This is a genomic window from Eximiradius proteiniborus (genome assembly GCF_058546985.1).
Genome location: NZ_CM178592.1, coordinates 2,040,460 through 2,053,891, shown reverse-complemented (window position 1 = coordinate 2,053,891; position 13,432 = coordinate 2,040,460). Strand labels below are relative to the sequence as shown.

The following is a 13,432-nucleotide window of genomic DNA, read 5'->3' as shown; positions in this document are numbered from 1 at the left end:
TTACTCCTTGATTTATTAATTTTCATCAATATATTTAGAATAAATTGTGAAATATCGCGAGTTTATGTTTCCAAGCAAAGCTTCGAGTTCGTTCTTTGCGATAGTCCAATCGTAGTATGATTGCAATAGATTAGTTTTTGCCTGACGAAGAGCAAGGTCTGCATTCTCTATTTCGAGTTGGCTACCTGTTCCTTCGCGATAACGGGTAGTTGCAATTTCGTAGCCACGTTCCGCAAGTTTCACATTGCGTTCCTGAGCTTCAATGTTGGACTTAATCCGAGCTAAGTCGTTAATTTTGGATTTCACCTGCATAGAAATCGCCTGACGAAGTTGCATAATCTGGTAGTCGGTTTTTTCAACATCTATTATGCTTTGCTGAACTTTGTTTGTTGTTCGCATACCGTTGAATAGGTTAATGCTAAAACTTAAACCAACAATAGCACTTCTGTAATTATTAAAATTCAAATTGTCGGAAGAACCATTAAATGAATAGTTCCCAAAAGCTACGAGCGAGGGCCAATATTCAGAGCGACCAACTTCTACATATGCCTTATTAACACGGCGAACGTTTTCCAGAGTAAGCAAATCATAGTTGCTCTTCATTGCTTGTTCAATTGCAGATTGTTCGGAAATGATGTTGCTGTTGTCGTAGTCAATTTCGCCTTCGACGTCAATTTCCTGCGACTGTGGGATTGCCATCGATATTTTGAGACCTTCTTTTGCAAGTTTCAACGCATTCTCCATTTGAAGCACCGCGGGACGAATGTTTTCAACACGAACTTCGGCAGTGAGTGCATCGAATTCCGAAACAAGTCCTTGCTGGCGAAGTGCCTTGACATTCGACAAATTCCGTTGAGCATTTTCAAAGCTTTCGCGGGTAATCTCTAATAATTTTTTAGTAAGGATTACGGAATAGAAATTCTTCTTAATCTCTGTAATTTTAGATACAATACTCGATTTCAAAGAAACTTTCGAAGTTTGAAGGTATGTTCCGGATGCTCCAATACCTTCAAAAACTGTCGAGTTAAAAAGAATTTGAGAAACCTGTATTTTTGTTTCGTATGAGTTCGCCTGAGAAAACGATTGAAGTTTAGTTTTCATTGGAAGAAATTTTGAATTATCGCGCGGCAATAATCCTTCGTCAAACAAAACGCCATAGGTTGCATTTGTAAGCATTGAACGGAAATCCGGGAATGCCATTTTCGGTTTTTCGACAAAATGATTGAACCCGGCTGATAAATCAACCGAGGGCATAGCATAGCCGTATGCTTCGCGAACAGCTGCGCGAGCTTTCTCGATTTCGAGAACTGCTTGCTTTATGTCGTAGTTGTTCTCCAATCCTGTTCGGATAGCGTCTTCGAGCGTATAGACTTTCACTTGAGCGGAAGCAGCCAGCGAGCAAAAAGCTAAAATGGTTATAAAAATAAGTTTTTTCATCAACTTTCTTGAAAATTTATTGGACATAATTTATTACGATAATCAGAATAATTTTGACGAGCAGAATCAGTAAGCACACCTCTAAAAATAACACTGAAAATGGTTTCCAAAATTTCTTTTGGAGAAGCTTGCAGACGCATTATCATAGTTGGAGTAACAAGGTTCTGAACAAGAGTAAGATGCATATGAAAGAGTACTTCGGCATTTACATCAGAACGGAAAAAACCTTGTTCGACACCAATTTTGAAGATACGGGAAAAGTTCCTTTCAATAACTTTTTGTCGGAACTGATAGATTTTGTCCCAGAGATGCGGAGTATATTTTTGCATATCGTCGAAAAATTCTCGGGTAAATTTAATCGCAGAGTCGGCATCTAATTGCCATATTTTGTTAATCTCTTCAATCAGGTTAGCTTGAGGGTTCCGTTCGACATATTCAAGAATGTTTTCGACAAACGACCTCGTTTTCTCTAATTCTAAATCAATGATTGATTCGAACAATTCCTCTTTTGTCCGGAAATGTTCGTAGAGAGTGCGTTTACTAATACCAATTTTTTGAGATAATTCGTCTGTGCGAACATTCCGGTACCCAAGACGAGCAAATTCTTCGCGAGCAATTTTGAGTATTTTATCTTTTACTTCCAACACAAACTCCGAAAACTTAAAAAACGAAATTGGTTTTTTTGACGCACAAAAATAGAAAATATTTCGGAGAAAATACGTATATTTTTTATGTAAGTTTCAATTATTTTTAAAAGATTGGTGGAAAAGCAATACAGCAGAGAAAAAAAATTTTTGGAAGAAAATAAAAAATGAGTTAATTTTGTAATTCAAGACGCTACGGAGGATTCGCATAATGGTATTGCAGCGGTCTTGAAAACCGCCGGGCGCAAGCCTGTGGGGGTTCGAGTCCCTCATCCTCCGCAAATACGGGGAAAGATTTCTATTTTGATTTTGAACTAATTCAACTATATCAGCGAAGAACTTTTTTTACAAGTGAAGTAGTAACTTCTGTATTTTCAGACTTGCTGAAATATATATTATTTCTATCGATACCCATTTCGGTAAGCCATTTGCTCCAAACTTTTTTCAATAAATCGAACTCATTCCAGAAATCATTTGGAGCAATTTCTAAAACGCAGACTTTCAAATTCGGGAATTGCTTATTTAGAGGAATCAAGCCCCAATCTTCCTTGTCGAATTTTTCTTCCCAATTTTTATTTCGGAGTTCGGACAAAAATTGCATATCGGGTCGGCGATTTGTTTGCTTAATATTTTCCTTGTAATTCTCGAAATACAAATAACCATCAGTTATTATAAAAAGATAATTAATTGAATTATCATCATCTGAAATCAAATTATCCAAATCTTCACTGAAAAATTTCCAAATATCAGCACCGTGGTAATCCTTCGAATTATCGCTAAATTTTGCTGCGTTATACAGATTATCGAGTTCAGTGGAAAGTTGTTTTGGAAAGTCTTGAAGAATGAATTTAGCATTATTGGCATCTTTGCGAGCAAAATCAAATTGCAGAATGTTCTCGAAGTGTTGTTTATCGTAGGGAATATTTTTCTGGTAGGCAATTCTAACAGAGAATTTATCGCTTATTCGGTTAAATTCTTTGTCGTAGGCAACAATTGTATCTTTTATTGAATTCAAGTAAGTCTGGAAAATTGCATTAATTGTAGATTTATCTCTGGCTATTTGGTTTTCGAGCAAAATTCTATCGGACAAATCGAGCAAAATAATGACATTGCGAGAGACGGGCTTTTTTTCGAGTTCAGATTTATTGCCACAAGAAGAAATTAATATAAGCAAGAGGAGCAAAGAAGCAACATTTTTCATAATTTACCTATTGATACAAATTGTAAATATTTGTAAAATGTTTATCTGATTCCTTCAAAAATTCATCATATTCTAATTTGCATAGGGAAAGGAGTTCAGATTTACTTTTATTATATTTTTTTTCGAAAGAACTATTGAAGAAGTTAGTTATCCAGGAAGTCCAGCCATCATAGAAATAGAATATACGGACGTCGAGCTGTTCTTTTGGCAAAAGTTTCAGACTTTTTGGAATAGCATCTTTTTTATTAAAAAGGCGTTGTAGTTCTTCTTTTTCTGCGATTAGTTCTTCGGCTTTGCGCTTTCGGTTCATTTCCTTTTCACGCAATTTGGCAACTTGTTCGAGGAATGGATTTTTGGATTTTTCTTCAATAAACTCGCGCGAATTTTTATATTTAAAATGATGAACTATGGATAAAATAATTACGGGCACTGGACCGAGAAAAATCACAATCCAAAAATTTGTGTCTGCCAGAAGCGAAGGCGAAGGAAGTCCAAGAAGTTCATTTGCCTGAGCAATTCGTGTATGAGTTGAGTAAGCAATAATAAAATCTAACGCAAATGTAAGCAAAACAATAGGAATAATAGCGAATATTTTGCTTTTTTTCTCTGAACGCCATAGCATATCAAAAACAAACCCCAAAGCAATTGGAACGATTGAAATAATGCAAGCCAACCAATAGTATTCTAATAGGACAAGGAATTCACTAATTGGAGGAATTATTTTTGTCGAAGGGGGCGCAAACAAATGCATAAAGAAAATGCTGTAAACCAAAACCAAGACTATCACAAGTAGCCAGCTGATAACTTGCAAAGTTCGATAAAATCGTGGATTGAAAGTAAGTTTTTTGTTTTCGAGGTCGTATTTGCGAGCTTTTTCTTCAGTTTCGATTTTCTCACGACGGTATTTTTCTTCATCTTGGCGGACATCCGTGATTTTGTCGTCGAGTTGCTTGATTTTATTGAGCAGATTTTCTTTTTCATTTTCAATAACATTGTTCAGAGGGTTTGGTTGCACAATAAACTGAGGTTCGACGATAATTTGCTTATATATTTGTTCGAAAAATGTCCGCAACATTTCGGGATTGCCGTGGTGTGTTTCTGCTTTTTCCGAACCTAATTGAGTAAAGAAATCTTTCATAAAATCTAATTAGTAGTTATACAAAGGTGATAATTACTTACAACAAATATAACAAAGAGATAGATAATTCCAAAAATAATATTGGAGAAGTAGGAACACTTGAAAGGAAGGGGCAAAATAGAAGAAACTAATATAGTACAATTAAGAGATTCACGTCTCCAGCTCCAAGCAAATTTACGCCATTTGTCGCGATACTAATATAGTACAATTCAGAGCTGTAGCAACTGTTACAGCGCGCGGCGACATAAAAGTAAGACAGTCGCGATACTAATATAGTACAATTCAGAGCAAAAAATCAGGCGACCAAATAGACGTCCTTATGGGTCGCGATACTAATATAGTACAATTCAGAGGAAAATTACAAAAACAAAATCGCCGAGTTGGAAGTCGCGATACTAATATAGTACAATTCAGAGTACAGATTTGACCGCATATTTGCTTATCGTTTAGTCGCGATACTAATATAGTACAATTCAGAGTGTTATACATTGTCTAAACTTGGGTTTACAAGGAGACGTCGCGATACTAATATAGTACAATTCAGAGTGTTATACATTGTCTAAACTTGGGTTTACAAGGAGACGTCGCGATACTAATATAGTACAATTCAGAGTGTTATACATTGTCTAAACTTGGGTTTACAAGGAGACGTCGCGATACTAATATAGTACAATTCAGAGAGGACAATTCTTTTAAAAAGGATAGGGAAAATGGGTCGCGATACTAATATAGTACAATTCAGAGAAGCAGGCAATTTATATAAGGCGTGCTGGACATTGTCGCGATACTAATATAGTACAATTCAGAGTAAAAATAGAAAATGGGCGACCGCAAAGGGTGATTGTGGTCGCGATACTAATATAGTACAATTCAGAGCAGCAAAAATATAAAACGAACTGTTTGTTATACATTGTCTAAGTCGCGATACTAATATAGTACAATTCAGAGACAACAAGCTACACTTAAGCGATATAGACGTAATGTCGCGATACTAATATAGTACAATTCAGAGTGATAACGTTAACGCATATTTGCTCGAACCAAAGTCGCGATACTAATATAGTACAATTCAGAGAACAATCATAATCGACACAGTTGACACGTTTTTAGGTCGCGATACTAATATAGTACAATTCAGAGCGGTAACGGCTGCAATTGAAAAAGCCACCTGCTACCACGTCGCGATACTAATATAGTACAATTCAGAGGGATGAAAATGAAAAAGACATTTGTTTTGGATTTGGCGTCGCGATACTAATATAGTACAATTCAGAGGGAAGATAAGATTAACGAATTGGCAACGATAATCAGTCGCGATACTAATATAGTACAATTCAGAGTAAATGATACTATCAATAATGCTGCATCTCATAGGTCGCGATACTAATATAGTACAATTCAGAGCAAACCCGTTTAGTAAGGATAAAGCTAAACTCGTCGCGATACTAATATAGTACAATTCAGAGAAATACCTATAATGTATAATACATTTACGCAATTAAGTCGCGATACTAATATAGTACAATTCAGAGATGCATAAAATGAGTTATATCCAGCAAAAGTAGTCGCGATACTAATATAGTACAATTCAGAGTGATAGATGCAAAATATACCTTATCATATCCGTATTGAGTCGCGATACTAATATAGTACAATTCAGAGTGGGAGTAGAAAAATGAAAAGATTTTTTATTGTGTCGCGATACTAATATAGTACAATTCAGAGCAGGAGGCTTCTTGATGTTTTATACACCAAAAAGAGTCGCGATACTAATATAGTACAATTCAGAGCTTTTACAACGAATTTTACAACGAAATCAAGGAAGGGAGTCGCGATACTAATATAGTACAATTCAGAGTTTACAAGAACTCAAATAGCAAACTTATGTAGCATGTCGCGATACTAATATAGTACAATTCAGAGAACAGTGGTTTATACACTGTTCAATCTTGGACTAGTCGCGATACTAATATAGTACAATTCAGAGTTTAATGAATATGAAATATCAAACAGTATGTTCAGTCGCGATACTAATATAGTACAATTCAGAGGAAATTGCAAATTTAACAGGCTTGCACCGCTCAACGGGTCGCGATACTAATATAGTACAATTCAGAGCTTTGTCATGGACAAAATCTCTCTCCGTCAAATAAGGTCGCGATACTAATATAGTACAATTCAGAGCATACGAACTATTAGGGGATTTAGATTACACACTAGTCGCGATACTAATATAGTACAATTCAGAGTGATGTTAAATTGATGGTCGAATGGCAAGGGAGTCGCGATACTAATATAGTACAATTCAGAGTGGAGGAAATAAAATCCTCCATTACAGCCCTTAAGTCGCGATACTAATATAGTACAATTCAGAGCGAAGGAGATGAAAATGAACTTGCGAACATATTATTTGTCGCGATACTAATATAGTACAATTCAGAGTCTCTGAAAGTATAATGCATACTTCCAGCAAGCATAGGTCGCGATACTAATATAGTACAATTCAGAGTGATACTATCAATAAAGCTGCATATTATATATTTGATGTCGCGATACTAATATAGTACAATTCAGAGACTCCAAATTTCGCTTTTCTCTTTCGTTTTGCTCCGAGTCGCGATACTAATATAGTACAATTCAGAGAAAAATAAAAAAATAACAAGGTTTCTTCAAACAACGGTCGCGATACTAATATAGTACAATTCAGAGCGGATATCCAAATGTGAATGGAAAAACGTGGTTCAGTCGCGATACTAATATAGTACAATTCAGAGAGGACAAATTTTCAAAGAACGCTTTCGACTGCACAACACTTTTCAGTCACAAAAAATCAGAAAGTTCTATTTTTTGTCGTCGGCAATTTAACACTTTTTTTCTTTTTACAAACTTTTTTTATTTCCATAGACTTACACATTTTTCACCCAAAATCCTCGACGACAAGACCTAAATCGCTATATTCCAATGAATTACAAAAATAAAGAGAAAATATCATCGAATTGCTGTCCTCGTAAGTTGTATTTTTCTCTGAGCTCGACGACTAAATTTTTACCCTGTTTTTTGTAAGTCATTTAATTACAAAATGTTAGACGAGAGCCAGCTTTTATCAATTCCAATGTATTTTTTTACTACATATTTATCATTTGGATAAATGTAAAACACGACAGAATCATAATTATGCTTAACTATATCGTCGAGCTGGCTAATTAATTTTTGCATTTGAGAAAGTGAAATTTCTCCTTCAAAAACAGAATTGTGAACCCAGTGCAAATATTTTTTTACAACTTTATGAACTTTATGCACTCTTTTACGATGTACGTCATACGATAGAATTACAAACATTGATAAACTCCTGAAAAAAAATTATCACCAGTTCATTCTGAAAGGCTTATAGTCTGATTTATTTTGCAAGAATCTGATGAATTTATAGAACTCTTCTCTAATGATAGTTCTATAAGACTGTTGTTTTTGATTTTCTCTATTAAAGATTGTTGTTTTAATTTTTTTATCGTATTCGGAAACAACTTTGTGGCGGCCAATTTTATTAAGCAGGCATTTATCAGCAGATTGATCGAACATATCTGGTTTAATAATGTTTGTATTAAGCATTTTGAAGAGAAGCCTGTCGCAAACAACGGGTTTAAAAATCTCGGAAAAGTCCCAAATGAGAGACATTTTATTATTTCCAGGGGAATGCAAATATGAAATGAAAGGATAAATTGGAGTAGAAGCCATTTCGGTAAGCAAGGTGGAATAAAGCAAAGCATTGAGAAATGAAATCAGAGCATTAACAGGATCTGGAGGTGGGAAATAGACGCGTTTTTCGAAATGAAAATTGTCGTTTTTGATAATCTGGTTGAAAAATGAGAAGTAGAGCTTCTGAGCTTGAGCTTCGGCAAGCAAAAGTTGGTTTACATCACTGCATTTGTTCGCCTGGCTAATGATTAAAGTAAATTTGTTTAAATCAATATTAGAAATAGCACCTCGATTGTAATAATATGAAAGATTGACAATTTTATTTGCAATAGCTCCAAGAACAAACTTTCGAGCAATGGATAGTCTTTTAGAATTATTAGCAAAGTGAGCTGCTTGCAAAACTGTAAGATTGCCATCAGGCTTGGAAAAATTACTGTAAAAGTAGCCCGTTGGGATATAACTATCAAAACTAATAATCGGAATATTGTATTTAGCGATATAATTAAGGATAGTTGAATCGAATTGAACAAGAGTAAAACAACAAATCGAAGAGGTTGTCTCTATAGGTATTGATTGACGTTGCTTTACAATCTGGATTTCTTCATCATCATTATCGTGTTTGAATTTTTTGGGGATATCGCAATCTTCGTAGAATGGTTCGAAATATAGATTTCCGTTATCTAAATACAAACTCCCTTTGCTAACGATGTAATAGATTTTTTTCATAAGATAACCAAGTTTTTTAATAATTCCCATTCACAATTTCATAATGTTAATAGAAACTATCAAAGAAAAGAACATTCCGAGAACCTTCTCATAACATTCTTGTTCTTGCAAACGGCTGAAAAAGAAATTATGTTTGAGTAAAATCTTCATTCAACAATTTTTTGAGGTTCAAAATGAAAACTAATTTACTTATTTCATTAATTGTAGTTCTTGTTGTATTATTTTTAAGTGGGTGTGCAACACCTTATAAGCCACCACAAACATACAAATTTGAAAAGGAAAGAGTAGTCAATAAAAGTTACGACAAAGTTTGGGAAATGCTGATAACTTTCTTTGTAGAAGCAGATATACCGATAGAACAAATGGACAAAACAAGTAACGTAATCAGGTCAAAAACAATGAAATATGGCAGTTCTGGAAAATTATGCGATTGTGGTGTGCCTGGGAGCGGTTTTGGTTGGCAAGGTAAAATCGAGGAAGTTAGTTGCAATTGGAATATTTTGCTAACGAAGATTAATGAGAACCAAACAAAAGTGAGAGTGGTAGCTAACTATAACGCATTGCATAATTTATACGAGATGGATTTTAATACAAAATTGTGGTATATAACAAAGGCAACAACAATAAATTGCAATTCAACAGGTAATTTCGAAAGTGCTATATTAGAATTTTTGAGTAAATAAAAAAAATTTTTGTTTTGTTAATTAATTTTTAGTACAATAGCGAAAGATGAATGTAGATAACGTATTAATATGTTTGGCGGGCAAAAGTCCGCAAATATTGACGGAGGCGTTATATTTTTTAGAGTTCAAGCAGCGACAGGAAATTCAAAGAATAATTATCATAACAACGAACGATTGCCGGGGAAGCATAGAGAAAACGCTTTCGTTGAAATTAAAGGAATTCCAGGGTTATTACAATTTGAAAAAAGAATGGAGTGTTGAGTATTTATCAGCAGATGACGAATTATACAACAAAAAATCGAGCAGTTCTTTGACAAAGTTAATATTCGACGTAGTAAAATCCGAGAAGCTTCGAGGCAACACATTGCACTGCTTAATTTCCGGTGGCAGAAAAACGATGAGCGTTGATTTGGCAATTGCCCTATCGGTGTTCGGTGGCGACGCAGATAAGATGTATCACGTTGTTGCAAGCGAAAAATTTGCCGCAAGCAAGAAATTTTATCCCGAAAGCGATGAAGAAGCAAATGAGATTGTTTTTTTCGAAAAGCCTTTTATAAAATTGAAGTTTAATCCGGGTAAAAGTGGCAATTTAGAGGTCAACGACTTAATACAAACCGCACAGGAAGAACTCGATAGCCGTATCGAATTGCCAATACTCGAAATTTATCCGAACACAAGGCGAATATCAATAGGTAACAAAGTGGTGCAAATGCAGCCGTTGCCTTTTGCAGTATATTTCTTTTTTGCAAAGAAGGCGGGAAAATTTCTACGTGGTGGCAAATCGTTTTCCGATAAGAATTTATCTGAAATATGGGAAATATACTGCAAATACACACCATCGCAAGGACATTTGCAGAGAGCACAGTCGGGATTGTTCGAGAAAGGGAAATTAAATTTCGAGAACTTGCAAAAATCAATTTCGGTTATCAAAAACCAAATCACACAAGCGTTAGATAATGAATTAATGAGCGATTTCTATATTATTAGCACTCTTGGAAGCTACGCCGACAAAAAATACGGGATTAAATTAAGTAAAAATAGAATAAAAATAGTGAAATAATTTATGAACCAAACTGATATTACTTATCTTGGCGGACTGCTTCACGATATAGGGAAGTTCGCCTTTCGAGCTAAAAAAACCCAAAGAGGCGTCGACCACGAAATGCTTGGCGAAATGTTCGCAAGCGAATATCTGACAACCAAGTTTGAATGCTTCAAACCAAAAGGTAATGAAATACTAAAAGCTCTTGTAAGAGGCAATACTTTTGTTCGCGAAGCTGACCACGCTGCTGCAAGCGAACGCATAAAACAAGAGAGCAAAGAAACTCGACGTCCTCTGATGTCTATTTTCAAGTATATTGATATTGGTATTGGCGATGCCCCCAGCGAAGTGTATTATTTAGAGCCCAAGCCGCTAAAACGCCTAATTGAGATAACAAGACCTGTGCACAAAAGGAATGTTACCGAAAAGAGCTGGCAACCAGATGAAGAGGAAATGATTGCTTTGCATAAAGATAGTTGGGAAGAATTTACAGAAGAATTAGAGACAATATACAAGAATGGCTGCACAGACCACAAGCAAGCTATGCTTAGCACATTATTTTCGCTATTGTGGAAATACACTTCTACTGTGAGTTCAGCAAGTTATCTGACAAACCCCGATATTTCGCTATTCGACCATAGCCGAATGGTTGCAGCTGCATCGGTATGTATGTCGCAAGCAGAGGAAAGCATTGATAAAGTGATATTGCTTAAAGGCGACATTTCGGGAATACAGAATTTCATTTATTCCGAGATAAAGGACACCGACAAAGCTTCGAAAAAGCTTCGGGGTAGGTCTTTCTTTGTGAAATTGCTTGCTGATACAATTGGCAACTATATTATTAGAGAATTCAATCTATACGATGGGAACATTGTATATAATAGCGGTGGCGGATTTGAGATATTAATTCCTGCAAATACTGAAAATCGGAAGAAATTAGAAGAACTTGAAAAAAGAATAAATCTGTCGCTATACGAAGTATTTCGAAGTTCTTTGCAAGTTGTTCTTGCCTGGGTGGAAGCGTCAATAAACGAAATTTTTGTTGAGTTCGATGAAGTTCAGAGAAAATTGGGCAGTGAGTTGAGGCAGAAAAAATCAAGAAAATCTTTGAGTATTCTTGAACGTATCTTCCCCGAAACAGTTGAAGAACAGCTGAGTGAAATAAAGGGAATAAGTTTTGATGAAATTGGAGGTGCGATACCGCACACAAAGTATATCGTGGAAATTGTATCAACAAAGGAAATTGGTTTTGAGGAAAAATTCAGCAGACGCGTGGTTAAATTGCCTCATTTTTGCACTTACTGGTATCTGGCGGACAGCAAAGAGCATTGTAAAGAGTTTATCAAAAGTATATATAATCAAAAACCTGAATTTGCAACAATTTATTCAATTAAGGACACTGAAATAGCACAAAATGCCGATATTACTAGGGAATTCTGCGATATTCCGATAGCTTTGTCTTTTAAGTTTATTGCAAGAAATGCGCCAAGAAATCAGAAAAATAATTACGAGTTGTTGGAGTTTAGCGAAATATCCGAGTTGAAGTCAAAGAACTACCCGTTGCTTGGGGTTCTGCGTATGGATGTGGACAATCTTGGGTATATTTTCAAGAAGGGGCTAAAATGGACGCAAAAACAAGAAATGGAGAATAAAGAGGAGAAAAAGAGATATTCTATATCGCGGCTTGCTACGCTTTCGCGGCAGATGGATATGTTCTTCACTCGTGATGTGGATTTGCTTGCGAAAGAGCACGATATATACATTACATATTCGGGCGGGGACGACCTTTTTGCAGTCGGTTCGTGGGTAAATATCATTGAATTTGCAAAAAAAGTGAAAGAAAACTTCGCTGAATACACAACAAAAAATCCAAATATTACTCTATCGGCAGGAATTGCCATTACAAAGCCAACATACCCTATTGCTAAATCCGCATTGATTTCGGGGGCAGAAGAATCAAGAGCAAAGAGAACTGCAATACACAGGGAAGACACTGAAAAAGGCAAAAAAGATAAAATTTCGGTGTTCGAAACGGTTGTCTATTGGAAAGAACTGGAAGACAAAATTGAGTTCGCCAAAAGCCTGAACGAGGCAATAGACAAAAACAAGTCATCTTCGAAAGGGATAACGTCGAGTTTTGTTTATCGCCTGCTATCGAATGTGAGGCAGACTTTCGACAAAAAAGGCGAGCTGAACACAGAAAAAATATACAATCTTACTGCAAAACTTCATTATCTATTCGCACGCCGCGAATTGTCGGAACACGCGATTAATTCAAAAGACAATAAAGATGACAAAGAAATTAGAGAAATCAAAAATACACTTCTGCGACAATTTTTGAAAAGCGAAAAGCTCGAAAGGCAACGCTGGTATAGCACATTCCCGATTATTGGAAATTATGTAGTATTCAAAAATAGAGGTAAAAATGGGAAATAACTTTAACGACAGCAAAAAAGGAAATCATAACGAAGTCTTCACTGAAAAGGATTTCGCTCTGGTTCCTGCTGAAAGAATTAATGAAGTTGCGGATATGAAAGGACACGATTTTTCGCAAACAATTAAAACGAACCAAATTCGTAACTTTTTCTCTCATTTCAATACTTTGAGAAACGAGTTCAAACAGAGGAAAATTACCAAAATGGAATTCCAGGAACTCGACGCAAGTTTAATTCTTATCAAACCAAAGTTGGCTTACGCAAAAGGGAGAAACCGGGAAGTTGAAGACTTCAAAGAGTTAATGTTTGAAGTGATAGACAAAGTGTATAAATCAAATAACAAAGAAAAAGCGTATGAAAACTTTTTCGAATTTGTAGAGGCAATAGTAGCATATCATAAATATTATGGTGGAAAAGATTAATAAGGAGTAGT

At 35.5% G+C, this 13,432-nt stretch carries 10 protein-coding genes, 1 tRNA gene and 1 CRISPR repeat array; of the genes, 5 read left to right on the top strand and 6 right to left on the bottom strand.

The window, feature by feature from the left end:
* Positions 1-15: 15 nt before the first annotated feature.
* Both ACY2LT_RS08565 and ACY2LT_RS08560 read right to left on the bottom strand, forming a co-directional pair.
* Positions 16-1,437: a TolC family protein gene (locus ACY2LT_RS08565; RefSeq protein WP_491815148.1), complete on the bottom strand. Its 1,422-nt coding sequence runs from the start codon at positions 1,435-1,437 to the stop codon at positions 16-18.
* On the bottom strand, positions 1,437-2,081 hold the full coding sequence (locus ACY2LT_RS08560) for a TetR/AcrR family transcriptional regulator (RefSeq protein ID WP_491815147.1): 645 nt from the start codon (positions 2,079-2,081) through the stop codon (positions 1,437-1,439). Before ACY2LT_RS08560 ends, ACY2LT_RS08565 begins: the two co-directional genes overlap by 1 nt.
* 197 nt (positions 2,082-2,278) lie before the next feature.
* Here ACY2LT_RS08560 and ACY2LT_RS08555 point away from each other — a divergent pair.
* Positions 2,279-2,360: transfer RNA gene (locus ACY2LT_RS08555), tRNA-Ser, on the top strand.
* A gap of 49 nt (positions 2,361-2,409) precedes the next feature.
* On the opposite strand, the gene ACY2LT_RS08550 is transcribed toward ACY2LT_RS08555, so the two are convergent.
* The 4 genes from ACY2LT_RS08550 to cas1 all read right to left on the bottom strand — a co-directional run bounded on the left by ACY2LT_RS08550 (position 2,410) and on the right by cas1 (position 8,839).
* Positions 2,410-3,282, bottom strand: a complete 873-nt coding sequence (locus ACY2LT_RS08550; RefSeq protein WP_491815146.1) for a hypothetical protein — start codon at positions 3,280-3,282, stop codon at positions 2,410-2,412.
* A gap of 7 nt (positions 3,283-3,289) precedes the next feature.
* Complete coding sequence (locus ACY2LT_RS08545) at positions 3,290-4,420, bottom strand: hypothetical protein (RefSeq protein ID WP_491815145.1); 1,131 nt, start codon at positions 4,418-4,420, stop codon at positions 3,290-3,292.
* Positions 4,421-4,605: 185 nt separating this feature from the next.
* Positions 4,606-7,194: direct repeats of the CRISPR family, unit length 30 nt; unit sequence GTCGCGATACTAATATAGTACAATTCAGAG.
* 298 nt (positions 7,195-7,492) lie between these two features.
* Entirely contained in the window at positions 7,493-7,759 is a 267-nt protein-coding gene (cas2, locus tag ACY2LT_RS08540) for a CRISPR-associated endonuclease Cas2 (RefSeq protein WP_491815144.1), read from the bottom strand.
* A gap of 24 nt (positions 7,760-7,783) precedes the next feature.
* Complete coding sequence (cas1, locus tag ACY2LT_RS08535; protein ID WP_491815143.1) at positions 7,784-8,839, bottom strand: CRISPR-associated endonuclease Cas1; 1,056 nt, start codon at positions 8,837-8,839, stop codon at positions 7,784-7,786.
* Between the two features lie 173 nt (positions 8,840-9,012).
* Between cas1 and ACY2LT_RS08530 the strand changes: the two genes are divergently transcribed.
* From ACY2LT_RS08530 to csm2, 4 genes are read left to right on the top strand one after another with little or no spacing between them, the layout of a single operon-like run.
* Positions 9,013-9,522 carry a hypothetical protein gene (locus tag ACY2LT_RS08530; RefSeq protein ID WP_491815142.1) on the top strand — a complete coding sequence of 170 codons (510 nt, stop codon included), beginning with the start codon at positions 9,013-9,015 and terminating at the stop codon, positions 9,520-9,522.
* A gap of 46 nt (positions 9,523-9,568) precedes the next feature.
* On the top strand, positions 9,569-10,582 hold the full coding sequence (locus ACY2LT_RS08525; protein WP_491815141.1) for a CRISPR-associated ring nuclease: 1,014 nt from the start codon (positions 9,569-9,571) through the stop codon (positions 10,580-10,582).
* A 3-nt stretch (positions 10,583-10,585) separates the two neighbouring features.
* On the top strand, positions 10,586-13,000 hold the full coding sequence (gene cas10 / locus ACY2LT_RS08520; RefSeq protein WP_491815140.1) for a type III-A CRISPR-associated protein Cas10/Csm1: 2,415 nt from the start codon (positions 10,586-10,588) through the stop codon (positions 12,998-13,000).
* Positions 12,990-13,421: a type III-A CRISPR-associated protein Csm2 gene (csm2, locus tag ACY2LT_RS08515; RefSeq protein ID WP_491815139.1), complete on the top strand. Its 432-nt coding sequence runs from the start codon at positions 12,990-12,992 to the stop codon at positions 13,419-13,421. Before cas10 ends, csm2 begins: the two co-directional genes overlap by 11 nt.
* Positions 13,422-13,432: the final 11 nt, after the last annotated feature.

Excerpts from the sequence above, each read along its gene's own strand:
- ACY2LT_RS08525 (WP_491815141.1), top strand. The coding sequence starts at position 9,569 with ATGAATGTAGATAACGTATTAATATGTTTGGCGGGCAAAAGTCCGCAA.
- csm2 (WP_491815139.1), top strand. The coding sequence starts at position 12,990 with ATGGGAAATAACTTTAACGACAGCAAAAAAGGAAATCATAACGAAGTC.
- ACY2LT_RS08530 (WP_491815142.1), top strand. The coding sequence starts at position 9,013 with ATGAAAACTAATTTACTTATTTCATTAATTGTAGTTCTTGTTGTATTA.
- cas2 (WP_491815144.1), bottom strand. The coding sequence starts at position 7,759 with ATGTTTGTAATTCTATCGTATGACGTACATCGTAAAAGAGTGCATAAA.
- cas1 (WP_491815143.1), bottom strand. The coding sequence starts at position 8,839 with ATGAAAAAAATCTATTACATCGTTAGCAAAGGGAGTTTGTATTTAGAT.
- cas10 (WP_491815140.1), top strand. The coding sequence starts at position 10,586 with ATGAACCAAACTGATATTACTTATCTTGGCGGACTGCTTCACGATATA.
- ACY2LT_RS08550 (WP_491815146.1), bottom strand. The coding sequence starts at position 3,282 with ATGAAAAATGTTGCTTCTTTGCTCCTCTTGCTTATATTAATTTCTTCT.
- ACY2LT_RS08545 (WP_491815145.1), bottom strand. The coding sequence starts at position 4,420 with ATGAAAGATTTCTTTACTCAATTAGGTTCGGAAAAAGCAGAAACACAC.
- ACY2LT_RS08565 (WP_491815148.1), bottom strand. The coding sequence starts at position 1,437 with ATGAAAAAACTTATTTTTATAACCATTTTAGCTTTTTGCTCGCTGGCT.